This is a genomic window from Ligilactobacillus sp. JN-6 (Y).1 (genome assembly GCF_058111525.1).
Window position 1 is genome coordinate 314,037 of the sequence record NZ_CM176599.1, and the last position, 24,011, is coordinate 338,047.

21 protein-coding genes, 2 pseudogenes and 1 riboswitch are annotated in these 24,011 nt (G+C 40.1%); of the genes and pseudogenes, 5 read left to right on the plus strand and 18 right to left on the minus strand.

What is annotated here, in order from left to right:
* Positions 1-112 precede the first annotated feature (112 nt).
* The gene (locus AC3XNE_RS01545; RefSeq protein ID WP_489832505.1) at positions 113-1,216 is read right to left on the minus strand and encodes a polysaccharide pyruvyl transferase family protein; all 1,104 of its coding nucleotides are present in this window, start codon (positions 1,214-1,216) and stop codon (positions 113-115) included.
* A gap of 404 nt (positions 1,217-1,620) precedes the next feature.
* Between AC3XNE_RS01545 and AC3XNE_RS01550 the strand changes: the two genes are divergently transcribed.
* The gene (locus AC3XNE_RS01550; protein ID WP_489832506.1) at positions 1,621-2,103 is read left to right on the plus strand and encodes a Dps family protein; all 483 of its coding nucleotides are present in this window, start codon (positions 1,621-1,623) and stop codon (positions 2,101-2,103) included.
* 285 nt (positions 2,104-2,388) lie between these two features.
* Here AC3XNE_RS01550 and AC3XNE_RS01555 read toward each other — a convergent pair whose 3' ends face one another.
* Positions 2,389-3,183 (minus strand): aldo/keto reductase, encoded by a 795-nt coding sequence (locus tag AC3XNE_RS01555; RefSeq protein WP_489832507.1) that lies wholly within the window; start codon positions 3,181-3,183, stop codon positions 2,389-2,391.
* Between the two features lie 215 nt (positions 3,184-3,398).
* On the opposite strand from AC3XNE_RS01555, the gene AC3XNE_RS01560 reads away from it, so the two are divergent.
* Positions 3,399-3,788 carry a VOC family protein gene (locus AC3XNE_RS01560; RefSeq protein WP_489832508.1) on the plus strand — a complete coding sequence of 130 codons (390 nt, stop codon included), beginning with the start codon at positions 3,399-3,401 and terminating at the stop codon, positions 3,786-3,788.
* A gap of 133 nt (positions 3,789-3,921) precedes the next feature.
* Here AC3XNE_RS01560 and AC3XNE_RS01565 read toward each other — a convergent pair whose 3' ends face one another.
* Entirely contained in the window at positions 3,922-4,212 is a 291-nt protein-coding gene (locus AC3XNE_RS01565; protein ID WP_489832509.1) for a type II toxin-antitoxin system HicB family antitoxin, read from the minus strand.
* A gap of 414 nt (positions 4,213-4,626) precedes the next feature.
* Between AC3XNE_RS01565 and AC3XNE_RS01570 the strand changes: the two genes are divergently transcribed.
* The gene (locus tag AC3XNE_RS01570) at positions 4,627-4,794 is read left to right on the plus strand and encodes a hypothetical protein (protein ID WP_489832510.1); all 168 of its coding nucleotides are present in this window, start codon (positions 4,627-4,629) and stop codon (positions 4,792-4,794) included.
* A gap of 103 nt (positions 4,795-4,897) precedes the next feature.
* Here the strand turns inward: AC3XNE_RS01570 and AC3XNE_RS01575 are convergent, their stop codons facing one another.
* On the minus strand, positions 4,898-6,862 hold the full coding sequence (locus tag AC3XNE_RS01575) for a GTP-binding protein (protein WP_489832512.1): 1,965 nt from the start codon (positions 6,860-6,862) through the stop codon (positions 4,898-4,900).
* A 480-nt stretch (positions 6,863-7,342) separates the two neighbouring features.
* Here AC3XNE_RS01575 and AC3XNE_RS01580 point away from each other — a divergent pair, with 480 nt between their 5' ends.
* Positions 7,343-8,173: a LysM peptidoglycan-binding domain-containing protein gene (locus AC3XNE_RS01580; protein WP_489832513.1), complete on the plus strand. Its 831-nt coding sequence runs from the start codon at positions 7,343-7,345 to the stop codon at positions 8,171-8,173.
* Positions 8,174-8,454: 281 nt separating this feature from the next.
* Here the strand turns inward: AC3XNE_RS01580 and AC3XNE_RS01585 are convergent, their stop codons facing one another.
* Positions 8,455-8,946 carry a QueT transporter family protein gene (locus AC3XNE_RS01585; protein WP_489832514.1) on the minus strand — a complete coding sequence of 164 codons (492 nt, stop codon included), beginning with the start codon at positions 8,944-8,946 and terminating at the stop codon, positions 8,455-8,457.
* Positions 8,947-8,956: 10 nt separating this feature from the next.
* A riboswitch (PreQ1 riboswitch) is annotated at positions 8,957-9,001 on the minus strand.
* A 209-nt stretch (positions 9,002-9,210) separates the two neighbouring features.
* Here AC3XNE_RS01585 and AC3XNE_RS01590 point away from each other — a divergent pair.
* Complete coding sequence (locus AC3XNE_RS01590) at positions 9,211-10,053, plus strand: DegV family protein (protein ID WP_489832515.1); 843 nt, start codon at positions 9,211-9,213, stop codon at positions 10,051-10,053.
* Positions 10,054-10,515: 462 nt separating this feature from the next.
* On the opposite strand, the gene AC3XNE_RS01595 is transcribed toward AC3XNE_RS01590, so the two are convergent.
* The 13 genes and pseudogenes from AC3XNE_RS01595 to cheB form a co-directional block, all read right to left on the minus strand.
* On the minus strand, positions 10,516-12,591 hold the full coding sequence (locus AC3XNE_RS01595; protein WP_489832516.1) for a methyl-accepting chemotaxis protein: 2,076 nt from the start codon (positions 12,589-12,591) through the stop codon (positions 10,516-10,518).
* A gap of 179 nt (positions 12,592-12,770) precedes the next feature.
* Positions 12,771-13,712 carry a flagellar hook-associated protein FlgL gene (gene flgL, locus AC3XNE_RS01600; protein ID WP_489832517.1) on the minus strand — a complete coding sequence of 314 codons (942 nt, stop codon included), beginning with the start codon at positions 13,710-13,712 and terminating at the stop codon, positions 12,771-12,773.
* A 3-nt stretch (positions 13,713-13,715) separates the two neighbouring features.
* Complete coding sequence (gene flgK / locus AC3XNE_RS01605) at positions 13,716-15,245, minus strand: flagellar hook-associated protein FlgK (protein WP_489832518.1); 1,530 nt, start codon at positions 15,243-15,245, stop codon at positions 13,716-13,718.
* 136 nt (positions 15,246-15,381) lie between these two features.
* Positions 15,382-15,756 (minus strand): flagellar motor switch protein, encoded by a 375-nt coding sequence (locus AC3XNE_RS01610; RefSeq protein WP_489832519.1) that lies wholly within the window; start codon positions 15,754-15,756, stop codon positions 15,382-15,384.
* Positions 15,749-16,048: a flagellar biosynthesis anti-sigma factor FlgM gene (gene flgM / locus AC3XNE_RS01615; RefSeq protein ID WP_489832520.1), complete on the minus strand. Its 300-nt coding sequence runs from the start codon at positions 16,046-16,048 to the stop codon at positions 15,749-15,751. Before flgM ends, AC3XNE_RS01610 begins: the two co-directional genes overlap by 8 nt.
* An 87-nt stretch (positions 16,049-16,135) precedes the next feature.
* Positions 16,136-17,272 (minus strand): flagellar motor switch phosphatase FliY, encoded by a 1,137-nt coding sequence (gene fliY / locus AC3XNE_RS01620; RefSeq protein WP_489832521.1) that lies wholly within the window; start codon positions 17,270-17,272, stop codon positions 16,136-16,138.
* A complete protein-coding gene (fliM, locus tag AC3XNE_RS01625; RefSeq protein ID WP_489832522.1) occupies positions 17,269-18,297 on the minus strand; it encodes a flagellar motor switch protein FliM in 1,029 nt (342 codons plus the stop codon). Before fliM ends, fliY begins: the two co-directional genes overlap by 4 nt.
* Positions 18,298-18,334: 37 nt before the next feature.
* Positions 18,335-18,729: pseudogene (locus AC3XNE_RS01630) on the minus strand (chemotaxis protein CheW).
* A gap of 46 nt (positions 18,730-18,775) precedes the next feature.
* Positions 18,776-19,138: a response regulator gene (locus AC3XNE_RS01635; RefSeq protein WP_489832523.1), complete on the minus strand. Its 363-nt coding sequence runs from the start codon at positions 19,136-19,138 to the stop codon at positions 18,776-18,778.
* Between the two features lie 14 nt (positions 19,139-19,152).
* Positions 19,153-19,743 (minus strand): chemotaxis protein CheC, encoded by a 591-nt coding sequence (locus tag AC3XNE_RS01640; protein WP_489832524.1) that lies wholly within the window; start codon positions 19,741-19,743, stop codon positions 19,153-19,155.
* Position 19,744: 1 nt separating this feature from the next.
* The gene (locus tag AC3XNE_RS01645; protein ID WP_489832525.1) at positions 19,745-21,826 is read right to left on the minus strand and encodes a chemotaxis protein CheA; all 2,082 of its coding nucleotides are present in this window, start codon (positions 21,824-21,826) and stop codon (positions 19,745-19,747) included.
* 291 nt (positions 21,827-22,117) lie between these two features.
* Positions 22,118-22,897 (minus strand): CheR family methyltransferase, encoded by a 780-nt coding sequence (locus tag AC3XNE_RS01650; RefSeq protein ID WP_489832526.1) that lies wholly within the window; start codon positions 22,895-22,897, stop codon positions 22,118-22,120.
* A 7-nt stretch (positions 22,898-22,904) separates the two neighbouring features.
* Positions 22,905-23,945: pseudogene (cheB, locus tag AC3XNE_RS01655) on the minus strand (chemotaxis-specific protein-glutamate methyltransferase CheB).
* Between the last annotated feature and the right edge of the window lie 66 nt (positions 23,946-24,011).

The window sequence follows — 24,011 nt, forward strand, 5'->3', positions numbered from 1 at the left end:
TCAGCCTATTGAGCAATACTTATAATAATTTCGCTATATCTGACTGTAGAATAATATAATCAATAATTTTAGGCAAATAATTAACCTTAAAAGGCCTGATTTAATACGAATATCACTGGGTCAAATGATCATTGATCAGATTCAATAGCGCATCATAACTATGGTCAAATTGCAACGGGTCCATGCGTTTAATGCCTTCCAATTCCTGGACGTTTTTGAGTACATTTTCAGGACTAGTGTCATTGATCTGTTTGACATAATTTAGGTCTGCAAACCAGTTGTTATAAGAGGTGCTGGCTTTGCCGTAGTTATTGTCAAAAACAAGGACCGGTGTTTGTGTAATGACCGCAAAGATCATCCCATGTAAACGATCAGTCACAACGACTTTAGCAGCACGGATCTCGTCTAATTTGTGCGTGAATAATTGCCAGCGTTCATTTAACTTTAAGGTCGTTTTGCTTGGATCATCTTCTTGACCATCCTCTGCTTTATGAGGAACGACCGTGTCGGTTTGGTGGACAGCACGGCCGGAATTTTCCAATACGTTGGTGATTTTATCTAACAAGTCATCCCCCGTTACTTTTTCATCATCATGGCGCATGATCATTAAAACCCCATCACGGGCGCCGTTTCCTGGTAACGGATCTAGTGAAAGTACCATATCGCCGGTAAATATCACGTCATTGTCGAAATATCTTTGGAAGCGGCGAAAAGTCTGGGTCTCGCGGGCACATAAAGTTAAATTAGGATTTTTACTATATGCCTCCTGACTTAAGCCAAGTTCTCTTTGTCCTTGACGACTAGTCTCATCGAAGTTGACTGATTGAGGAAATGAGATCGTCAAATTACCCACAAAAGTTGCAAAAACTTTCCGCCGGGCACGTTCATGCTTTAAATAATAACTTCCAATATTTCCGCCACCAATAAAGCCGATCATATCGCTTTTACGTAACTGCTTTTTTAGTTCAGCTATTGCTTGATCTGTTTGCGGCTCAGTGATCTCAATGTAAAGTAATTGAGGGAAGTTCCGTCGAAAGAAAAGTTTCTGTGCGAAACCTATCATCTGGTCCCCTAAATTATTATAAGTAGGGATCCCGAACATAAAAAAACGTTGCTGATCTTGCGGCAATCGTTGTAAAAGCTCAGTTAAATCAAGTTTCCCTTGTGTGTAATCCAAATTCCATTGACTCAACTTTTTATCCATATCAACTGACATAAAATTCACTCCTTTGGCGACAAAATCTTTTCTTTTCATGAAAGTTTATTGGCTAAATTAATAATAAAAAGAAACACTTACACTCTGACAAAAAGCAGTTGAAAGTGTTCTTTATCACAATCTAATTATAACCTATCCATTTAAATTAATTCCACTGATACGGGCCTGCTAACAAGTTTGTTTCACTATTTTAAATCTTTCTTGAATACCTCAAAAAACTTGTTTTTAATTTTTCTAGTTCCCCAAGGCAACATACTTTTCCTTTAATTAGGTGCATTTTCTCATATCATTTATAAATTTTATAAAGAACTAACTTTTAAAGAGCATTTACTTGATTTCACACACATTAATCATATAATGAAGATGTAACAGGATCACCAATATTTAAGGAGGAGTTAATATTTATGAATCAAAAATATGATTATCCTAAAACACGTGCACAACTGAACCAATTGGTCGCTGACTTGGAACAGATCCAAACCAACGTTCATCAAACTCATTGGTATATGCGAGGAAAACAATTTTTCAATTTGCATCCACAAATGGATGAATACAACGAAACTTTCGCTGATGAATTGGACCAAGTTGCTGAACGTTTGATCGCCTTAAACGGTTCACCATTTGCTACAACACATGAATTTATCGAAAACACTGGCTTACCTGACGAGAAGATCGACTATGATCAATATACATTGCCAGAGTTAATGCAGCGTTTAGTTGATCAATTCAGATATGTCAGAGATCAGTTCCAAAAAGCAATCGAAGTTACTGATGAAGAAAATGATCAGCCTACACAAGACATGATCAACGGTTTTAAGACAGAGATCGATAAAAATATTTGGATGTTAAACGCCTACCTTGACCAAGGGCCATTTGCCGGTGACTAATTAAATAAAATCAACTTTGATACTAAAATGAGATGCAGAAATCAGTTTTTAGATTTCTACATCTCATTTCTTATTTAAGGATATCTATAAGCGAATTTGAACCCAAACATCACGCAACTTTGGGCCAATCACTAGTTTTTCGGACCCACATCGGCTTGATTTAAGGCCGATTGCAGTCTTTTCGGACCCACATCACCTTAACTTTGGGCCGATTAGTTACTTTTTGGACCAACATCCGCCAAACTTTGGTCCATTTACAAAAGCGCAGGAGTCGAAGTAAGCGATCTAGTTCATCGATTCTTCTTTATCCAAACTTTCGATCTGTTTCATTTCGTCCTCTGACAAGGTAAAATCAAAAACATCAATGTTTTCAATGATCCGCTTTTCATGAGTCGATTTAGGGATCACTATCTCACCTTTTTGCAAATGCCAGCGAATAATGACTTGGGCAATTGACTTACTATGAGCTGAAGCGATCTTTTGCAAAAGGGGATCTTGAAGTGCACCGTTTTTGGCACGTCCAAGTGGACTCCAGGCTTCATACGCAATATCCAAATCTTTTAACAAGGAATGCAATTTCGGACGTTGATAGTACGGATGTGTTTCGACCTGATCCACTACTGGTTTGATTTTAGCTTGAGCTAACAATTGGTCCAGATCTTTCTTTTCAAAATTAGAAACACCGATCGCACGAACCAAACCTTGTGAATACAAATCTTCCATCGCACGCCATTTTTCCAAATAGCCTTCCGTTGGCCAGTGGATCAAATAAAGATCCAAATGATCCATATTCAGCTTTTTCAAACTTTCAGCGAATGCTTGCTTTGTTTCATCATAGGTTGTAACAGTATTCCAAACTTTTGACGTTACGAACAGGTCATCGCGTGCGACTCCAGATTCAGCTAAAGCTTGACCTAAAGCTCTCTCATTTTGATACAAAGTTGCGGTATCAAAATGACGATAGCCCGCTTTGATCGCAGCATGCACAGCTTGGTTTAATACTTTGTCGTCTTCAATTTGAAACACACCTAGTCCTAATTGGGGAATTTTTACCCCATTATTTAACTTGATATCTTCCATCTCTTCTGCCTCCTCCTATTGCGTCATTTTAAAAACAAAACACTAACCTTCGTCAAGTAAAACAGCTCAAGTTCTACAGGAAAAATTTTGTCCATTATGTCCCGCCAGTGATCTTAGAGCCACAAAGTCCTAACAGATCTAAACTATGTTAATTCGTAATATGTATTGCTATAATGATCGTAAAAGTAAATTTTAAAAAATAGGAGCAATAACAAATGAAAGTCAGTCGTTTAGACCATATTGTTTTACCTGTCAAAGATGTAGACCAAGCATTTCGCTTTTATCATGAAGTGTTTGATATGCAGGAATTACCTGAACAAAGTTACGGTGGTACCAAAACACTGCGTTGCGGTCACCAGCTGATCCGCTTGCGCCAGGTCGATAAGCCTGCAAAATTACAGGCAGCTGTCCCAACAATTGGCAGCACAGATCTCTGTATCGTCGTCAAAGATAATGTTGAGGATACTTTGAACCATCTCAAAAGCTACTTCGTCGACATTGTTGAGGGGCCGGTGAAAAAAATTGGCTCTGAAGGTAAGATGACTTCGATCTATATTCATGATGCTGATCGAAATTTGATAGAAGTAGCAAGTTACGCAAAGTAAGCCGCGTGAAAGGTAAACATTAGACAGCTTGGACACTATAATGCACTTTTGGCATTGTAGTGTCCAAATTCTTTAAGCATAAACTTTTCCAGACAAGTACAAAACAATGTGTGTCCCTTTTTAGTCAACCACTTTATAGGAATCCATTTGTCCCAACCCCGTGCTGCAAACGAAAAGAAGTAATATTAACTTTAATAAACATCGCACTTTCAGCTTCTCCGGTCAAAGGTAATCTTTTGCTTGCAGGCGGCAACTCATTAAAGAGACTGCGCGTCCCGATATAATCGCGCGCCATGAAAAGCGCATTATCGTAGTCTTCTCCGAATGTATAACCTTGAAAGTCTGGTAAGTAGACTATATAATTCGTTAAATGATCACCGGTCGGCTTGATTTTTATTGGATATTCGACAAATTGATCTTGCATAAATTTTACTTCCTTTCTAAATATCAAAACAGAGCGAAGTGTGGCGCCTAGAAGGTGAGCACTAGCAGGCTTTCACACCATATTGCGTTCTGGACAATGTGGTGTGAAAGTTGGCTAGGCGCAACCTTCTGCCACACGGAGCTCGACTAATAAAACAACAAAAGCAAGCGGGAAGAAGCGCGTACTATCGAGCTCTGGTATTAGATCGCGGTTCCCAGCGATGTGATGTCAGAGTTGGATAGGCGGAACTTCTTACTTGCTGGAGCTCAACTAAAAAACAACCATCCAAAACGATACAGTCCACAGACAGTCATTATATCGAAAAATTTACGTTAAATCATATACTGCACAATATGAATTTTATAAATCTTTGTGCTATATTTCTATTGAATTTAAAGGATAGGAGTGAACGTATTGGAGGACTCATTGATCAATGTTTTTCACGGGCAAGATCTCGACCAAACTTTCGAAACTGCCTGCTCACAAACTCTAGCGGATTATAGAATGGAAGATTGTAAAATCAACTATCTCAACAATGAATACGTTATTGTAGTCAAAACTGAAAAAATTTCAGAACACTAATTTTATACATAAATTTTTCTCATTGTTTGTTTCTAGTTTTAGTGCATATTAAAAGAGCCTGCCTTGCAGCAGACTCTTTTATTTTTTTCTCATAAAAATTCTTTCAATTACTATAAGGAACATGTGCCATCTGCGGAACGTTGGACCACGCTACAGGATAACCTGCACCATGCGTACAAAAAACTGAATCTGGGGTGTTTGCCAGGTCACTAACTGGATCATAGGTTTTTTCCTCAATGACGGAAGTAGTATTGTGGCACGAACGATAGCCGGCAAAAACGCATTCTAATTGGCCTTTACCATGAGTATAGGCACGCACTTCTTCTGAATACTCTCGCATTTGTGCAACTGGTGCTTCTCCTGTCAATGTCACCATTTCCGCAGGCCCCTTGCGTTGTTCAGGAAGTTCAAAATTACCGTTCATTCTTTCAATGTCAGTCATTGCACGACCAACTTGGTCAGAGACAACTTGTAAATTGAATTGATACCATGGCTCCAACAACTCGCATTTGCCACGCTCGCGCAGCTCCATCAAACCTTGACGAACGGCCCGCCACGTTGCTTCTCGAAAGTCTCCACCAACAGTATGGACGTTGCTAGCCCTGCCACTAATCAAAGTGACCTTGATATCTGTCAATGGCATGCCTATTAAAACACCCAAATGTTGTTTAGCACGTAAGTTTGTCAAAACTTGATGTTGCCAATTACTGGACAAAACTTCCAATGAACAGTCACTGGCAAAAGTTACTCCGCTTCCACGGGAAGTCGGCTCTAATAATAAATGGACCTCCGCGTAATGGCGTAATGGTTCGAAGTGTCCCACTCCTTCTACTGGTGCTGTGACCGTTTCTTGATATAAAATACTACCTTGGTCAAACCTTAATTCCAAGCCAAACCGATCAACTAGCATTTTGGTTAAAACCTCAAGCTGGATCTTACCCATTAACTGGACTTGAATCTCTTGTAACTGTTCTGACCAAGTCACGTGCAACTGTGGGTCTTCGTCTTCTAACTCACGTAAGGCTTGAAAACAAACCTGGACATCTTCTCCTTTTGTATCAACTGCATAATTAAGAACTGGAGTTAATTGCGGAGTTTCAGCGTCTTCTTTTATACCCAGCCCCTGCCCCGGATATGTTTCTTTCAAACCAGGAACTGCACAGACTTGTCCAGAATTTACTTCTTGAGTCACTTCATATTTAACACCGTTGTAGACCCGTAATTGGTTGGCTTTTTGGTCACCTAATATCAGATCTTTTGGATAAAGCGTCCCACTCGTCAGTCGTAGCCAGGTTAAACGCTCCTTTTTTTCCGTATGGGAAATTTTAAAAACACGAGCACCAAACGGCCCGCTGTCCTGTGACTTTTCTTGCGTCCAGTATTCTAAACTCGCTAACAACTTGTCTGTTCCCGTCATTTTTAACGCTGATCCAAAGTAGCATGGGAAAACTTGCCGTTTATTTATTGCAACGCGGATCGTAGCCGGCGCTATTTTCCCAGAATCTAAAAACTGCCCTAATATTTCATCATTACTTAAGGCAACAGACTCATAAAATTCATCTGTCAAAGTTCCAGCCTCAGTCTGTTTCGGATCCGCCGCTGTAAAATCTAAACAAGCTGGAGATAATTCAGCCTGCAACAATTCAAGTATATCCTGACGCTCTTTTTGAGTAGCATCCATTTTATTTACAAAAATAAAAACTGGAACATGATAGCGTTCCAAAAGATGCCATAAAGTCAGCGTATATCCTTGGATCCCGGAATTTGCAGAGATGACCAGTACAGCATAATCCAAAACGCTTAGCACCTGCTCCGTTTGGGCAGCAAAATCAACATGTCCTGGAGTATCTAACAAGGTAATTGCAAGGTCATTGACTGTCAAACGTGCTTGATGAGAGAAAATTGTGATCCCTCGTTGTTTTTCAAGATCTTCGGGGTCCAAAAAGGTATTTTTATCATCCACCCGTCCCAAATCGCGTATCTCACCCGTTTGATACAATAAGGCTTCTGAAAGTGTTGTCTTCCCAGCATCCACGTGAGCCACGATACCTGTTACAATGTGCTTCATTTTTTCGTCTCCTTAGGACCAATTTATACTGAGTACCGAAAGTGTCAAACCATAAAACTCCACTAGTTATTATAATAAATAAGATCCTAAACGTCATTATTAATTTTCTAAACTGAAAATCAGTCATGTCAGTTGTCGCCCTATGAACACATTATGCACGGCACTGACCGCTCATTTATATTCTTTATGGTCTTCGTACCCTACTACTTCAAAACATTATAGCAATAATTTGATTGATTATCAGCATATAAACAGTGCCATAACTATGTTAACTTGTTTTTTGCTTGACTATTATTTATAGATAACAAAACATTTGACTTATAATTATACCGTGCTATTATGTGGTTGTTAACAAGAGCTAACGTTAACTAAACCATTTAAAGGGGATGAGATTCGCCGCAATAGTCAATTTGGGTCAAATATTAATCATTGAAAACGGAAACTGATTTTCGAAGATTTTCGAATTGGAGGTTATACCAGATGAACAATGAAACTATTAATTCCCGTAACAAAAAGAAACACAACACATCAAATAATAAATTGAAAATTATAAGTGCGTCTGCAGTCCTAGCAGGAGCTTTATTTGCAGCGCCAAGCTTAGTATCCGCTGACAGCTGGCAAGCTAATACTCCAAGACAGATCGCCGACAACATTACTAATACTTCTACACCCTATAAGGTCAAGTCCGGCGACAGTTTATGGGGGATCTCTGAGGCGCTGAAAACAAAGGGCTTGTCAGTAACGCCTGATGCTTTGGCTTTACAGAATCATATTGCTGATCCTAACTGGATCTATACTGGCAATAGCTTGACCTTTACTGGGCAAACAAACGACAGCTCACAGCCAACCAACAGCAACCCTGCTCCTTCTAGTTCACAACAGATCGACAAAAGCACTTTGGAAACTAAATTACAAGAAGCGAATAAGTATATCTATACGCAAGGAGTTTATACTGAAAGCTCCTTAGATAACTTACGGCAGGCTGCTATGAGAGGTAATGGCGTGATCAAATCCGATGCTGCTACCCAACAAGATGTGACTAATGCAGTGAATAACATTGATCAGGCAATTAATGGGTTGGTAAAAGTATCGTCACAACAAGTTAACAAACGACCCTTACAGGCCAAACTTCAAGAAGCAAATAAGTATATCTATACGCAAGGAGTTTATACCGAAAGCTCCTTAGATAACTTACGGCAGGCTGCTATGAGAGGTAATGGCGTGATCAAATCCGACGCGGCCACTCAGCAAGATGTGACTAACGCAGTGAATAACATCGACCAAGCAATTAACGGGTTGGTAAAACAATAGAAAACAATTTTTAAATAAGTTTCAATACAAATAGAGCGCCATAACGGATCTTCTAATTCCATTATGACGCTCTGTTTAGTTTTTAGGCCGCTTTGCACATTTTGTGATCCTTTGTTTAAAAAAGAGAAATTATTAGCAAAAATAATATGCTCCAAAATAAACAGCCGCAACCTACTCTGAAAAAGAAATTTAAAATACCATATGTCAAAAAGTACGAACAGCAACAGGAAAAAGAATGTCAATATCCTTGCCACCTCTTTGTTTAGAGAATGATCTTATCCTTACCGACTTAAATCAATTTTCTTATTGATCAACCATGCAACTACAGCCCCGATCAAAACTACTACAAATTCACCGATGCCGACTGTCAAGTAGGTCAGCCAAAACGGGGCTTCGCTGATCAAATTCAATTCTAACGCTACAGCCCAAGACATCAAGGTACAGATAACTACTGTAGCACCCAACTTCATGGGTATCGAAGAAAGATGTTGCCCAATATACCAGCTCAACCACGTCATAACTAGAGTCTGTAAGGTCCCAAAAACCATATCGACTGGACCCATCGATGACCATAAATTAGCGATCAAACAGCCCAAGGTCACACCCCAGATATAACGTTTGTTGAAAATTGCCATATTGTTGAGCATTTCCGACAAACGGAATTGGATCGGTCCATAGCTTAGCGGAATAAAAGCCACTGTTAAAACTACATATAGAGCTGCTATCAACGCCGTTTTAGTGAGCCCAGCTACCTTATTATTTGCATTTGTCATTATTAAAAAAATCCTCCTAGTTTTTTTAGGTGGGATGGTTACGAACCACCGTAGATCCAACTTGCGGTATTCGATCAACACCGCAAACTTAAGTATAAGAAAAAGCCAATCGTTTATCAACCTGAAAAGCATGTTATAATTTTATTATTAGATATTTTAACAACCCGACGAATCAGTCGTTAAGGGATCGTGGGTCGGCTAACTATTTAAAGTAATAATTGTTTGGCAAGGCACACGAAATTTTTACACGAATGGATATTACTAATGAAAATCGCTATTTTGACTGACAGTGCTGCGATGATCAGCAGTAAAGTCAGAGCACAAACAAATATTAAGGTTCTAGAAATACCGATCTTACTTGATGGGCAAACTCTTGATCCAAATGAACTGTCTGAAGTTACTGAACTAGGAGCAATGAGAGGATCCACTCCGAGTACAGTAACTGAAGAACAGATCCCACTGACGAAGATCTCGGCCTTGATCTCAGGGTTTCAACAAGCCGGCTATACTGATATTCTTTGTATACATATCGCCGGTTCGATCAGTGGACTGGGCTCCAATCTTACTACCTTTGCTAAAACCTGCGAACTGCCACTCAAGGTCCATCTCTTCGATTCACACAGCCTAGGATATGCCGAGGGTGTTTTGGTTTCCCGTGCGCTTGAGCTGATCAACCAAGGGCTAAGAATTTCAGAAGTCCTAGCTAAATTAACAAGGCTTCGTCAAAAGCAGCACACTGTAGTAGTCATGGAAAATTTGAAAAATTTACGCAAGATCGGCTCAATTTCTAATAGTTCACACCACCTCACTAACAACATGCTGCACTATAAGACTATGCTTCATTTTTCCGATTCTGGCGAACTTGAAGTTTTAATGGATAGCTCACGTACTAAAAAAATTGCTGCAACCATGATTGAAAAAATACAACGATCTTCAACTGAACCTAAGGTTTCGATCATGGCTGATAACACGATGACTTTGGATAAATATGCTTCTTTTCTCAAAGAAATGCTGCCGCAACTCAAACTCATCACTAACTTGTGCACCCCGGCAATTTTTTCGTTCACTGGGCCCCAAGCTTTGATCATTACCTGGAAAAATAAATAAGCGGATCGGGCAAAACTTTTTTATTTTTGAAAGTTTTGCTTGGTCCTCTTTTTTTTATATTATCTTTGTAATCGTTCGTCATCTTTTGGACCTCCGTTGTCCAGATGTAGGGCTGTTTAATCGCTTTTTGGCCCTAAATCAGCTCGATATTGGGCCACTTTTCTCTTTTTCGGCCCCACAATCACCAAACTTGGGGCCAATTATCCTTTTTTTTGGACCCAAGTTATCCAGATGTGGGGCCATTTATACTTCTTTTGGACCCACATCAGCCTAACTTTGGGCCGTTAAAGCTCTTATTGGACCCACATTCACCAAATTCAGGGGCAATCTCCAAAACAGCACTACTAAAATCCAGCTTTTATCATAAAAATAGACTGCAGTAACCGAAAAGTGGTCACTACAGTCTATTTCTACTCATTTAAGCTAGCACCTTAGCCTTTAACTAAGCCCACTATTCTGTCATCAATTATCTAAGTCAAATTGGCTCGTAAGTTTCTGCAGTTGACTGGATGTTTCCTCCAAAGTTGAAACATGTTGCGTAAATTCATCCATCGTAGCTTGGACCTCTTCAGAATTTGCGGAAACCTCTTCAGTTCCTGCTGCATTTTCCTGTGTTGAAGCTGAAATGCTTTCGAGCTTCTCTAAGATCATCTTTTGCGTTTCACTGATCTCCTCTGTTCCTTCATAGATCTTGTGGATATTTGCTCCCATAGCTTCATTATGTTGATAAACATTCATTGTGGATTTAATGGCTTCAGTAATCAAGCCGGTCTGTTTTTCTCCACTTTCCAGTGAAGCAGTTGTTTTATTTACCATATCGGTAGACTGCTTTCTGATCTGCTCGATGATCGCCTCGATTTCTTTGGTCGAATCGTTACTTTGCTCCGCTAGCTTACGGATCTCTGACGCTACAACAGAAAAGCCTCTACCTGCCTCGCCCGCACTGGCTGCTTCTATCGACGCGTTCAAAGCAAGCAAGTTGGTCTGCCGTGCGATATCGTTGATAACGCTGATGATCTTCGTAATGTTTTGCACATCGTTGTCCATCTTTTTGACGCTACTCATCAACGCTTCCATTTCGTTGATCTCACCGGACCAGTTTCCGTTCACCTTATCCATGATGTTCAAGTTATTTTGCCCTATTTCTGAAGCCTCACCAGATGATTTGGCCAGTTCTTGCATATTTGTATTAACATTGGCGATGTTTGTGGAGATCTTTTGGACTTCATCGACGCTTTCCGTCGTTTCTTTAGCCTGTGAACTCGTCACTTCAGCGATCTCAGTAATCGTCTGAGCTATCTCTTCAGAAGCCGTAGTTGTTTGCTTTGAAAGATCGAGTAATGAAGCAGCTCGCTCGGTTACTTTTTTTGCCTCTTCTTGAGTTTGACCAATCAAGACTGTGACAGAGGCTATCATGTTATTATAGCTAGCAGCTACCCGATTATATTCATGACCATTTGGATCCGCGAGTGTCATCTTTTGGGCCTGACGTTCTAATAATGATCTAGAATATTCAACTTTGTCACCTTTAGCCGGAATAAAACGGAGCTTTCCTTGTGCAGCGTCCATAAAGAATTTTTCAAATATCAAGAACGTCTTTTTGATCAAACTAGCGCCGTAATAAGAAACCAATACTGCCAATATGACCATTACTAACATTGTGATCGCCAACGTGATCATCATATGATGCGTTCCAGCACTTAGATCATTGTCGTTCATTTGGGCAATTGTCCAGTTATCGGTCGTGCCATTCCCTTTATCAAACGTGACTTTATCGATCTGTGAACCACCAGGAACTTTGACCATGCCACTTTTTCTTGTCGAAGCAGCAACAGCCTTATAAATAGGATTTTTGTTGATCATTTTTCCTGCTTTAAAAGTGTTGTTGCCCTTACCAGTATTTTTCTTGATCAAAACTCTGCCAGCCTTAGTCAAAACGGCGGCCTGACCACTATTTCCGATCTCCATCGATTCAACGGATCTTTGAACCGATGAGTATGAAACAGTTACAGCCAAAACGTGCGTTTTACCCTGTTTATCAGAAAATTTTTGCGAAACACTTGCGCTATATGAATTATTTGCTGGATCTTTATAAGGAGTTGACCAATAAGCATGTCCAATTGGAGCTTTTTGATACCAGTCCTGGTCCAAAATATCCATATCTTTAGGCATGGCGAAGTTTGAATAAGCATATGTACCATCTGTATTAACATACATTAAATTAGTGATCGTACCCTTGGTGGTGCCGTTTGCGATCTTCAAAGTTCTAGTGACATTCTTCAAATCAACATTCGATGTTAATTCAGGCCTCTTTTTTAAACTAGCAAGCTGTTCGTTAACCTCTTGAGTCATATCATCTTGTTGACGTTGCAAAACATTCACAGCCGTCTCTTTTAAGCGATCATTTTTCGTGAGCAGTTGTTGGCGCGAATCACCATAGGATACCAATTCCATTATAATTGCTGGTACCAGTGCTAATAATAAAAGCACTATTAAGATACTTCTCCCGATACTCTTTTTAGCAATTTTTTTCTTCATTGCCATCATTTTCCCCATCTTTCTCTAAACATTTATTCTATTTTATAAAATTACTGAGCTAAACAACCCCTAAATAATATGTTTGCCAGCAATATTTATTTCGTGTCCTGAATATTAACAAATTAACGAGCATGTTACGCTCTTTTACCCCTTTAGCCCCACTAAAGCAAAATACAACACTAACGTATATAATCTAATATAGAAGTCTGCATGATCTTGGTCCCCATAGCCAAGGTCGAACGATAAGCAACCATCTGATTTTGATATTCCATATATTTTTCTGCAACATCGACATCTTGCTTATTAGACAATGTTTCCGCTAAAGTATTTTTTTCTGCTTTATTCCGAGCTGAAGCCGAATCCAAACGGTTTTCGATCGCACCCACTTTAGACCTATAGTCAGTAAAATTAGCGGTAAACTTGTCAATGCTCGCTAAGTATTGCTCCGATAATTTTTGCTCTGGGTCCCCTGCTTTGAGTGTGTTGATCAATCCGCTAAAAAATTCCGTCAGCTCAGCTGTTTTTCCTTCGTCCATTCCTGACGAACCATCGGCGTGCATCAAACGTGAGCCATCAGTAGCCAAGTCCAAACTGACCCCTGTGGAGACCTCCCGTTGCAAGTTGGCTGAATTTCCTGTGTATTCTAAACTAACAGCTTCTCCTTCGCTATCTTTGATCACAGCAAATGGTGGTTCCTGAGTTTTTGTTCCCCCAAAAACATACCGGCCATCATAATTAGTATTCAATGCATCTACGATCCCTGCTATCGACTGTGAGATCTCTTTGCGATTCGCACTATAAGTTTCAGGTGTTGCTGCCCCACTATTCGCAGCAGCTTCGATCAAATTTCTGATATTAAGCATTAAGGTCGAAACACTATCTAACGCTGAGTCCTGTGTTTGCGACCATTGAGTAGCATCTGAGATCGTCTGCCCATATGTTTTGTTTTGTGAGATCGCCACTTTCAAATCTAAGATCTTAGCAACCAGTAAAGGATCATCGGAAGCTTTATTAACTTCTTTCAAACTAGACAGCTGATTCATCGTCTTTTGAACTTTATTAGTACTGACTTGCAAATTTCTCAAAAAATCGGAATATTCCATTTTACTGGAAACTCTCATTTACTAGACCTCCGTTCTATTGATCAAAGTATCCAACATTTCCGAAACGACTGTTAGTATTTTGGCATTGGCTTGAAAACCTTGCTGAAATCTGATCACATCTGACATTTCTTCATTTAAATTGACCCCTGAAACTGCTTGGTCCTTATATTCCAATTGATTTAAAGCCGCTAACTGGGCCGCTTGCATATTGTCTGCTTTTTGTTTGGAGATCCCATTTTTGGTAACGATGCTATTATAGGCGCCCGGTATCGTCAAACCTTCACTAGGATCGTTAAAAATCATATCATCTTTATCATAACTAGCTAAAAGAGCAGCAGTGTTGATAGGATAGTTGAACTTACTCTTCATCGCTCTGACCATTGCCAAAGCTCTAGCATTATCACCTGCAGCAGGCTCTTCACCACTACCAACTCTCATTTTCCCTGGTTCTGTTACCAAATCATCATTGACCTTAATACTTAATGCTGGGTCGTTGGGGTCAGTGATCTCAAAAAAACCGCTATCAGGTGTTTGGCCGTCAGTATAGACTATATTTTCGATCTCAACGATCCCCTTGGCGAAATCATTCAATTCCCTCCGATGATCTTCGACTTCGACTAATGATTCTTGCAACCCGCCAATTGAACCAGAAGACACGGCTAATTTAGTATAATTACCAGATCCATCTGCAGCAGCAAAAATTATATCACCTACTGAAAATTCTCCGGCGATCGTTTGCTTAGACTGCGTTTCATCACCATTAGGCAAGATCTGCGTCTGTCCATCAGAGCCACTAACAACAACATCTAATTTGATTTGAACGCCCTCTTTATTATCAACGACGACTTGTTTCCCAATACTGACCGAAGCGCGACCATACTGGTCAAATGAAACTGATAAATCACTTTCACTAGACATTTCTTTTAACAAACTATCACGTTGATCCAATAGGTCATTTGGTTGTTCATCATTTGAATGACTGTCGTATAGCTGTTGGTTCAAATTAGCGAGTTGTTCTGCCTTTTCGTTAAAGTCCAACGCATTTTTTGCCAGTGAAGATCGTGTATCTGAAGAGATCTGTGCAACTTCGCGTGCTGTTTGTTTAATATAGGAAGCCAAAGCAACTCCCATCTGCACACTGTTTGTTTTAGCTGTATCCAATTCCGGGTTATCAGCTAGTTTCTGTAAACTGTCAGCAAAATTGTTTAACTGAGCAATGAGTCCATCATCTGAGGGCTCATGTAATGCATTTTCCAATAAACCTAAGATGTCTGACTTCTGAACATTAAAATTGTAATCTGAATTAGAATCACGAACCTGTGAACGTATGAAGTCATCAACGATCCGTGAGATCCCTGCTGCTTGAACACCGCTGCCGATCAACCCAACACCAGCCTTCGAAAAAGGGATCTTGGTAGACAGATCAACGCGCTGCCGTGAATATCCGTCGGTATTGGTGTTGGCAATATTATGACTGCTAGTTTGCAAAGCGATTTGATTAGCATCTAAACCACTCCGAGCTGTGTTCAAGGTTCCAAATAAACCTGACATGAATGACCTTCTTTCTATACAAGGTGGAGCAAATTGGTAACTCCCGAGCATTATCGGAGAATTGGACTTTGATGTGCTCTTAGCATCGAAGTCTGCTTCTTGCATAAGCGCAAGGAGTTGATTTGCGGAACTAAACTCAAAAAGACTGATCTACAACTGCTGCGGGAATTTCATTTTGCTGCAGCTGCCTTTGAACATCATGCTGTTTACTATAGGTGTTTTCCTGACTTGTTAGACTATGCTGGATCGTGTCCATCATCTTCTTCTGATAAGCCAAAGCCTGCTGAGTCAACAGTAAATTAGTTTCTTGAAGTTCCCGGATCTCTTGGATCAACGACTTTGTTTGCTGACCGATCTGACCCGTATAATTGTCAAAGATCGGCAAAAAATCTTCTTTTTGTGGGACCAGTCCATTAAGTGATACCCCATCGTCAAACACCAAAAACTTTTGTTCACGTTTCAATATTTTGATAAACAACCTCAACTTAGTCTGAAATACTTTTTCATTCATCATTTTTTCCTTCTTGCTTAGCTTCCCTGTACATTTGATCCGCTATTTTTTTTGGCGAGACTTTGTAAGTGCCATCTGCTAATTGCTGTTTGATCTTGTCAACTTTAACTGTATCCACAGCAGCATCTTCATTACGATTTTTAGCGTTATTTACTATCTTTTGGGCTGCGTTTGAAAGCTTAACGTTGGGCTTTTGTGGTTCTGTTTGTTTTGGGGCTTTCGAAGCTTGTTGCTGGTAATAGTTTTTGACCATTTGAGAATTGATTGAGGAAATTTCTCGATTAATTTTCATGTAATTACCTCCATTTACCTTTTGCCTCTACACTTATAATTATCGGTCGAAATAAAAAAAGTTAAACCTACAGTTTAACTTTTTTGTTTATTTTATTTTACTGATCCTCTGCTTTTGAGAAACGATCTTATTGATCCGTACCCCGAAATTCTCGTTGATCACAACAACTTCACCAGTAGCGATCAACTTGCCATTCAACGTGATCTCTAAAGGCTCATCAGTCAACTTGTCCAACTCAATGACTGATCCTGTATTAAAGTTCAAGATATCGCGGACCGTTTTCTTTGTCCTTCCTAAAACTACGCTAAGGTTCAATGGAATGTCTAAGATCAAGTCAAGGTTATCACCACTGATCTCTTGATGACCAGACAATTCTTCAAATTCTGGCTTAGAAATTTCCACGTTAGTAGCCTGTACATTTTCTTTCGGCTGTTTGACACCTACTTTTTGAAAGGTCTCAACTCGTCCATTGTTAGACTTTTCTTTTACTTCGTTGCTCGTTTCTTGTTTTGTTGTCAGTTCATCACGCCTAACGACCGTCGCTTTATCAGACATCATGGCTTTGACTATATCTTTGACCATTTCCAAAGAAAAAATCTGCATGATCTCACTTTCGATCAAGCCTTCTACGTCCAGCTTAAACGAAATACAGTAGATCTCTTCTGTCCTCTCCAAAGAATCCTCATGGACATCACCGGATTTTTCCCACAAATGTACTACTGGTGGCAAAATGTCTACTTTACGGTTGACCATCGTTGCCATCGATGTAGAAGCTGAACCGATCATTTGATTCATAGCTTCACCAACAGCACTTAATTCGACTTCAGTAAATTCTTTGGCAGCTGTTTTTCCGTCTCCGCCCATCATCAGATCTGCGATCACCGTCGCATCACTAACTTCTAACAGCATCAAATTCGTACCCGCTAATCCTTCACGAAACTCCACGGTCGTAGCCACTTTTGGGGCATGGATCTGATCCAATAGCTCGCCAAAATTAATTCTTTTGACACGCGGCGTTGTGATGGCTACACGGTGAGTTAAGATCGAAGACAAAGTTGTCGCTGCCTGTGACATAGAAATATTGCCAACTTCGCCGATCAGGTCCTTGACCCCTTGCAAATCTAAGCCTTCCAATAATTCCTCATCCATTGATGAAGTGGTCTTGTCTGCCTCTCCATCATTCATTAAAGCATCTATTTGTGCTTGTGTTAAGCTATCTGTCATTTCTCTTCCCCCTCGACCTTACCCAATAATTCAATGGCCATCTGCCCATTCTTTTGCCCCATCTGCCCATTCTTTTGCCCTGGTTTGACCCAGTAAAACGGTCGTTCTTCAATGTAAGTATCTAGTGGACTTGAGATCTTAGAATCCAGTTTGATCACATCGCCAGGCTCCAATTTCAAAAAATCGGCCAAGTCCATTTGAGTATTGCCTAGAAGTACTTCCAGAGGTAGATCGATCGTGTTTAATCCGTGCTTTAACTCGTTTTGGTCCGCTTCGCTGAGTTGCTGGCTGGAGTCGAACCAGTTATGTAAACTCAATTTATCCAAGATACTTTCAAATGATACATACGGAATGCATAGGTTGATAAACGTTGAAACCCCAAAAAGCTGGACTGTAAAAGTAGCTAATACAACGGGCTCATTTGGCGATAAGGATTGCAGCAATTGCGGATTTGTTTCTAGAGATTCGATATTTACATCAAGTGTTAAAACTTCTTTCCAAACGGAATGTAGAATTTGAGAAAATTCACTCATGATCCCTTCTAATAACGTTAATTCTATCTCTGTAAAGCCATTCTTATCCAGAGGCGGTTGATTTTTACGATTACTATCTAAATCAGCACCACCACATAACAATTCAACTAAGGTCATACACAGTTGTGGATTTATCTCGATCATCTGTGACCCTTTAAGAGGAGTTGCTTTGAACATTCCGATCAAAGTCACACGTGGGATCGAATGAATGAATTCATCGTAACTGATTTGTTCGATCGATGCTAATTGCATATCCAAGTTAGTCCGCAAGATATTTGAAAGGACGTTGCTGCTCATTTTAGCAAAGTCCTCAAAAATCATGTGTAAGGTATTAATATATTCTTTGGACAGACGCGTCGGCCTACTAAAATCATATGGCTTCGCTTGCGGCTCATCGTTTTGTTGTTTTGTGATCACTTCTTCGTTCAATTCTCCCGAATCGTAAGCATTTAAAAGTGAATCGATTTCCTGCTGTGATAACACCTGATCCACAAAGACACTTCCTCTCGCCTCTTAATTCATCCCGCAACTAAAATATTTGCCCGTTGACATCGATCACATCTGCGACTACCTGTCCATCTAAATCAACGACTCCAGTAAAATCAGAGTTTGTCTGGTTTTCATCTAGTTGAATGTCTTCTTGTTTGACATCCACAACTTCGACTACTTCATCGATCAACAACCCCCGCCGTTCGTCATTTCTTTTCATTATCATAATATTTCGGTTCATCTGTGATACCTGTAGCCCTACTAATTGTGCCAAACTGATCACTGTCAATACTGTGCCGCGCAAGTTTATCAAGCCCTTGACCCAAGCTGGCGCCAAAGGAACTTTAGTGATCCGAACCGTATCAACAACTTCTTCCACCATTCTTGCAGCGACCAAATAATGTTTTGATCCATTTTGAATAAAATCATCTGCATAAAAAACACTTCCTTTCTTAATTAGCTCCATTTGGTAGAATTTTAATTAAGACAACGCTTTGTCTAAGGCTTTAATAACTCGGTCCGTATCAAAAGGCTTGACGATAAAATCAACAGCCCCAGCCCTGATCGCGTCCATGACCATCCCTTGCTGGCCCATTGCACTGCACATTACAACTTTGGCATTGTTGTCAAATTCCTTGATCATTTTTACGGCTTGGATCCCATCAACGTCTGGCATAGTGATATCCATGGTGACTAAGTCTGGTTTCTCAGACTGATACAAATCAAAGGCCTCCTGCCCATTTTGCGCCTCACCAGCAACATCATAACCATTCTTTTTTAAAATATCTTTTAATTTCATTCTCATAAAAACAGCGTCATCAACGATCAAAACTTTATTTGCCACGTGGCATTCTCCTCTCAAACTCCAAGCGATTTTATCATTTTATCAATTACACCTAATTCTGGAATAAAGTATAGTGAAGCTTCCAAGGAATTGGAATCATAAGTAAACTCATTTCTGATCACCATGATCTCATCGCCAAACTGTTCAAATTCCATATATGCACTACTGATCACAGCACCGAACATGTCAAACGACGTTACTGGAGCTTCCAGCTTTACTTTCTTCTCCAACAAACTACCGATCGCCGTTAAAAATGAACTAGCAACAATGTTCGTTAGCTCACTAACAGCTGAAACCTTGATTTTTTCCGCTAATATTTGGTGTTGCTCCATCATCAAACTTGCTATTTTTTGGGCAGCAAAGTCAGTGATAACAAACAGCAGCGCACCCCTCAGCTCACCACGAATACTGCTTAAGACAGCGTATACTTCTTGGTCATCAGCCATAACTTGTTGGTAAAGTTCATCATAGCCTAAAATATTAACTTCTGGTACACGCATCCTGATCACATTACCAACCAATTGCGAGATAGTTGTGGCTGCTTTGCCTCCACCAATATTCATGAGCTCTTTTAACGCGTCTAATTGTATATTTGAATATGTCATCTTATCGCACCTGCGTATCTTTACAGATCGTATTGATATCTAAGATCAAAGCGATCGAGCCATTCCCAAGGATCGTCGCCCCTTGAAACCTTTTGCTTTTTTGCAACATTGAATCTATTTTCTTGATCACGATCTCTTGTTGACTGATCAACTCGTCAACCATGATACCAAAATGTTTATTATCACATTTGATCAAGATCATATACTTCTTTGTTTGTGGGCTTCCCGAAATATTTAAGACGTCTGCTGTCCGGATCACGGGTGTCAACCCCGTTGGCAGTGGATAAACTTCTCGGTCGGCAGTTTGTAAAATGTTATCTTCGCTGATCATTTCAACTCTTTCAACAACATCTAATGGAATAGCAAAAGTTTCTTCGCCGATCTTGATCATCAATGCCTGAATGATCGATAGCGTCAACGGTAATTTAATAACCGTTTTTGTACCCACATCGACCTTACTATCGACTTCTAATGAGCCGCCCAATTCGTTGATCTTAGCTTGGACAGCATCCAAGCCGACGCCACGTCCTGAAATATTAGTGATCTTGTCGGCGGTCGAAAAGCCTGGACTAAACACCAACATCTGCAACTCTTTATCACTCATACCAGTCGTATCGAGCCCTCGTTTTTCGGCAGTAGCTTTAATTACTTGCGGATCGAGACCTTTGCCATCATCACTCAAAGTGATCATGACCTTATTCCCCTCTTGGTACGCCAACAGCTTTATTTTCCCTTCTTCAGGTTTACCAAGTTTTTTTCTCGTATCAGCATCTTCGATCCCATGGTCAGCCGAATTTCTCACTAAATGAATCAAAGGCTCGCTCAATTCAGTCACTACCGTCTTATCTAACTCTGTTTCTTCACCTTCGATCTCAAGTCGCATTTTTTTGTCCAATTGATTCGACAAATCTCGAACCATGCGGGGAAAGCGGCTAAAGACCACACTGACCTGTTGCATTCGAATTTTTAAAACTAAGTCTTGTAATTCAGAAGTCAAACGTGAGACCTGCTCTAACGATTCATGGACTTCTTCTAAATTTTTCCGTCCATTAGCATCTTCTAACTGGTTGCGATATACCACTAATTCAGACACAACATTCAAAAAGGTATCTAACCGTGAAAGGTCTACTCGGATCGATTGATTTTTAATGTTTTTAGAATGTGTATTCGTTTTTTTAGTTGCCGCTTGAGCTTTCTTAGTTTCACTAGAAGAAGAGTTTTTTCCAGCAGTTTTATTTTTCCCATCAAGTAACGACTGCTCGTGCTTTTGAACACCATTGCTTGTCATTGTTTGACTTTTCTCATCAAATTCTTCTGTTAAAACCTCAGTGATCTCACTACTTGACTCGATCACCTTTTTAATTTCACCTTCACTGCTGTTCGTTACAAGCACCAATTTGAAATCCGTATCAAAGTTTCCTTCTTCCAATTGATCGGGAGCTGGTTCAGTGTGGATAATATCACCTTCACTATCCAACTTATCGACCACTAAAAATGCTCGCGGTCCTTTAAGCACCGAATCTGCATCGATCCGTACTGCCGCACTGATCACATTTAAGTGTTGTGCTTTTGCCTGCTCGATCACTGACAGGTCAGCCTCTTCTAAAGCTGCAAATTTTAACTGCAGTTTAGAGTTTTCATTTGCTTTGTTCGCTGTATCACTTTTTTCAATGGAGCTTTCACTTTCATTGGCAACCTCATTTTCAACTTTATCTAATTCCTTCCATAGATCTGTGATTTGAGTTTCACTTTGTTCTTCTTCATCCCGCAAACCGTCTAAAAGCTCAGTCAATTTATCTAAGCAGCGAAAAATTAATGAGATATGGTCGCTTGTTACTTTCAATTTCGCTGATTTAAATAAATCAAAAATGTCCTCCATTTTATGTGTCAACTTGCTCATAACATTAAACCCCATCGTTGCCGACATTCCCTTTAAAGTGTGGGCAGCTCTGAAGATCTCATTGATCAAGTCAATATTATCTGGTTCTTTTTCAAGCTCTAAAATATTATCGTTTAACTGTGTCAGGTTATCTTCACTTTCCTCAAAGAAAATATCACGATAGACACTATTATCGTCAGCCATAAAATGATCCCCTCATTCAAATTATTTTGGTTTAAGCACCAGTATTAGTCATATTGACAAAAGTATTGGAGCTTCTGGACACATTTCTACACCCTGTTGTTTAGTCCGGTTCCGTGAACCAAAAGTCTGCGCTTATCCAACTTTGCCAACAAGTCGAAAAACAGAAGCTTACTATTAGGACAGCTCCGCAATGCAGGAGATTCCGCTTATCTGACTTAGAACTCACAGCGCCGAGACCACGCTATAAGTTCCAAGCCCGATAATGCTCATCTCCTAAACGCGTTGCTCCGCTCACTCACTACACTTTCTGTACATAAACGCCGCTATCTTCCTCAATCCTATCCTTTCTGCTCCGCTTATCGTTTCTGTTGCTCCCGTAAATAGTATGCCACCCGGCACCAACGCTTCGCTGAACTTTTGATAGACACGGTCGCGGGCTTCCGGCTTAAAATAGATCGTAACATTGCGGCAAATGATCGCATTGAAATCAGAACCATAGTGGTCAGCTAACAAATCGTGTTTCTTGAAAGTGAGCCGCTTTTTGATAGCCGTTCCGACCGAATATTGATCTGGTCCTATAGGTTTAAAATAACGTCTAATATCAACAGCCGTCACGTTTTTCAATTCATTGGTCGAATAGTGGCCCAACCGAGCCTTCCGCAAAATATCATCATCAATATCTGTGGCCAACACATCACCTACCAACTGCCTTTTTTCTAATATCATTGCCAAAGTGTACGGCTCAGCCCCCGTCGAACAGGCCGCGCTCCATAACCTTAATTTCCCAAATTTAGGAGCTACTTCTTCTAACAAGCATTTTTCAAACTCACCAAATATTTCTTGGTTGCGATAAAACTCAGTCACATTGATCGTCAAATGTGCAAAAAACTCTTGCCGTTTGACCGGGTTTTTCTCCAAAAGACTTTCATATTCAGACAACGTTCGGATCCTGTTTTTATCCATGATATTTCTGATCCGTCGCTGCATCTGCCTTTCTTTATAATCATCTAAATGGAGTCTATATTTACGCTCCACCCACTTATTAAAATTAGCAAAGTTTTCTTCCACCATTAGAATCTCACCCAACGATCTTCTTTAATTTTTTTCCGATCTCATGCAAATTCGCTACCTCATCAACAACTTGAGCCTTGATGGCTGAATGCGGCATTCCAAAAACGGTACAGGATTCCTGATCTTCGACAATTACATAGCCGCCACTAGCGGCGATCATTTGTGCTCCTGCTGTTCCGTCGTGACCCATCCCAGTCAAAATAAAAGCAGTCAATTTTGCTCCGTATTACGTAGCAGCCGTCTCAAATAAATGGTCGATCGTAGGCCTTGTCCCATGCATCTTTGGACGTTGATCTAATTTTATCCGCTGTCCTCGGATCGTCATGTGGTAGTCACCAGGGCAAAGATAGACTTGGTTTTCGATCACCATATTATCCCTAGCTTCTACAACCGACGCACCACACTCTTCATTCAAGCGTTTTGAAAATGAGCTGGTGAACCCTGCCGCCATATGCTGAACTATGAAAATGGGGATGTTTGTATACCTCACACCTTTAACGATCTCAAGCAAAGCTTTCGGCCCTCCTGTTGAAGCACCGATCACAACTGCGGCGGGTCCTAAAAGAGGTCTTCGGATCTTTTTAGCCGAAACTTCCGCGCTACAATTTTTATGCTCTGATACCACTTGTTTTTTACTGACCTTACTGCAGATATTTTTGATCTTGAGATTTAATTCCTTGACCCACTCATCTTTGATTTCCATTAAATTAACAGGTTTTTCAATAAAATCAGCAGCCCCGTATTCAAGCGCTTTAATAGTCACTGCTCGATCACTTGACCCACTCAATACTACAACTGGGATAGAGTATCTTCTCTTGATCTGTTTCAAAGCACTCAAGCCATCCATCACAGGCATTTCAATATCCATTAAAATCAAGTCAAAGTCTTTTTGTTCGTGTAAGATCTCTAAACATTTTTGCCCATTTCTTGCGATATGCACTGCTGATATCTTGGGCATGTTTTTCAAAATATCTGTAATTACTTGGCGTATAAATGCCGAATCATCGACCACCAAAACACTAGTCATAAAGTAGAAGGGTCCTTTCATATCTTCAATTTTTCATTGTTTAAACGCTTTGAAGTTCCAATTTTAAAAACTTTTAGTTTAGGTATC

Excerpts from the sequence above, each read along its gene's own strand:
- AC3XNE_RS01565 (WP_489832509.1), bottom strand. The coding sequence starts at position 4,212 with ATGCAAGATCAATTTGTCGAATATCCAATAAAAATCAAGCCGACCGGT.
- AC3XNE_RS01590 (WP_489832515.1), top strand. The coding sequence starts at position 9,211 with ATGAAAATCGCTATTTTGACTGACAGTGCTGCGATGATCAGCAGTAAA.
- AC3XNE_RS01560 (WP_489832508.1), top strand. The coding sequence starts at position 3,399 with ATGAAAGTCAGTCGTTTAGACCATATTGTTTTACCTGTCAAAGATGTA.
- AC3XNE_RS01580 (WP_489832513.1), top strand. The coding sequence starts at position 7,343 with ATGAACAATGAAACTATTAATTCCCGTAACAAAAAGAAACACAACACA.
- AC3XNE_RS01645 (WP_489832525.1), bottom strand. The coding sequence starts at position 21,826 with ATGGCTGACGATAATAGTGTCTATCGTGATATTTTCTTTGAGGAAAGT.
- AC3XNE_RS01555 (WP_489832507.1), bottom strand. The coding sequence starts at position 3,183 with ATGGAAGATATCAAGTTAAATAATGGGGTAAAAATTCCCCAATTAGGA.
- AC3XNE_RS01575 (WP_489832512.1), bottom strand. The coding sequence starts at position 6,862 with ATGAAGCACATTGTAACAGGTATCGTGGCTCACGTGGATGCTGGGAAG.
- AC3XNE_RS01545 (WP_489832505.1), bottom strand. The coding sequence starts at position 1,216 with ATGTCAGTTGATATGGATAAAAAGTTGAGTCAATGGAATTTGGATTAC.
- flgL (WP_489832517.1), bottom strand. The coding sequence starts at position 13,712 with ATGAGAGTTTCCAGTAAAATGGAATATTCCGATTTTTTGAGAAATTTG.
- AC3XNE_RS01595 (WP_489832516.1), bottom strand. The coding sequence starts at position 12,591 with ATGAAGAAAAAAATTGCTAAAAAGAGTATCGGGAGAAGTATCTTAATA.
- AC3XNE_RS01585 (WP_489832514.1), bottom strand. The coding sequence starts at position 8,946 with ATGACAAATGCAAATAATAAGGTAGCTGGGCTCACTAAAACGGCGTTG.
- AC3XNE_RS01550 (WP_489832506.1), top strand. The coding sequence starts at position 1,621 with ATGAATCAAAAATATGATTATCCTAAAACACGTGCACAACTGAACCAA.
- AC3XNE_RS01610 (WP_489832519.1), bottom strand. The coding sequence starts at position 15,756 with ATGAATGAAAAAGTATTTCAGACTAAGTTGAGGTTGTTTATCAAAATA.
- AC3XNE_RS01650 (WP_489832526.1), bottom strand. The coding sequence starts at position 22,897 with ATGGTGGAAGAAAACTTTGCTAATTTTAATAAGTGGGTGGAGCGTAAA.
- AC3XNE_RS01640 (WP_489832524.1), bottom strand. The coding sequence starts at position 19,743 with ATGACATATTCAAATATACAATTAGACGCGTTAAAAGAGCTCATGAAT.
- fliY (WP_489832521.1), bottom strand. The coding sequence starts at position 17,272 with ATGACAGATAGCTTAACACAAGCACAAATAGATGCTTTAATGAATGAT.
- flgM (WP_489832520.1), bottom strand. The coding sequence starts at position 16,048 with ATGAAAATTAATCGAGAAATTTCCTCAATCAATTCTCAAATGGTCAAA.
- flgK (WP_489832518.1), bottom strand. The coding sequence starts at position 15,245 with ATGTCAGGTTTATTTGGAACCTTGAACACAGCTCGGAGTGGTTTAGAT.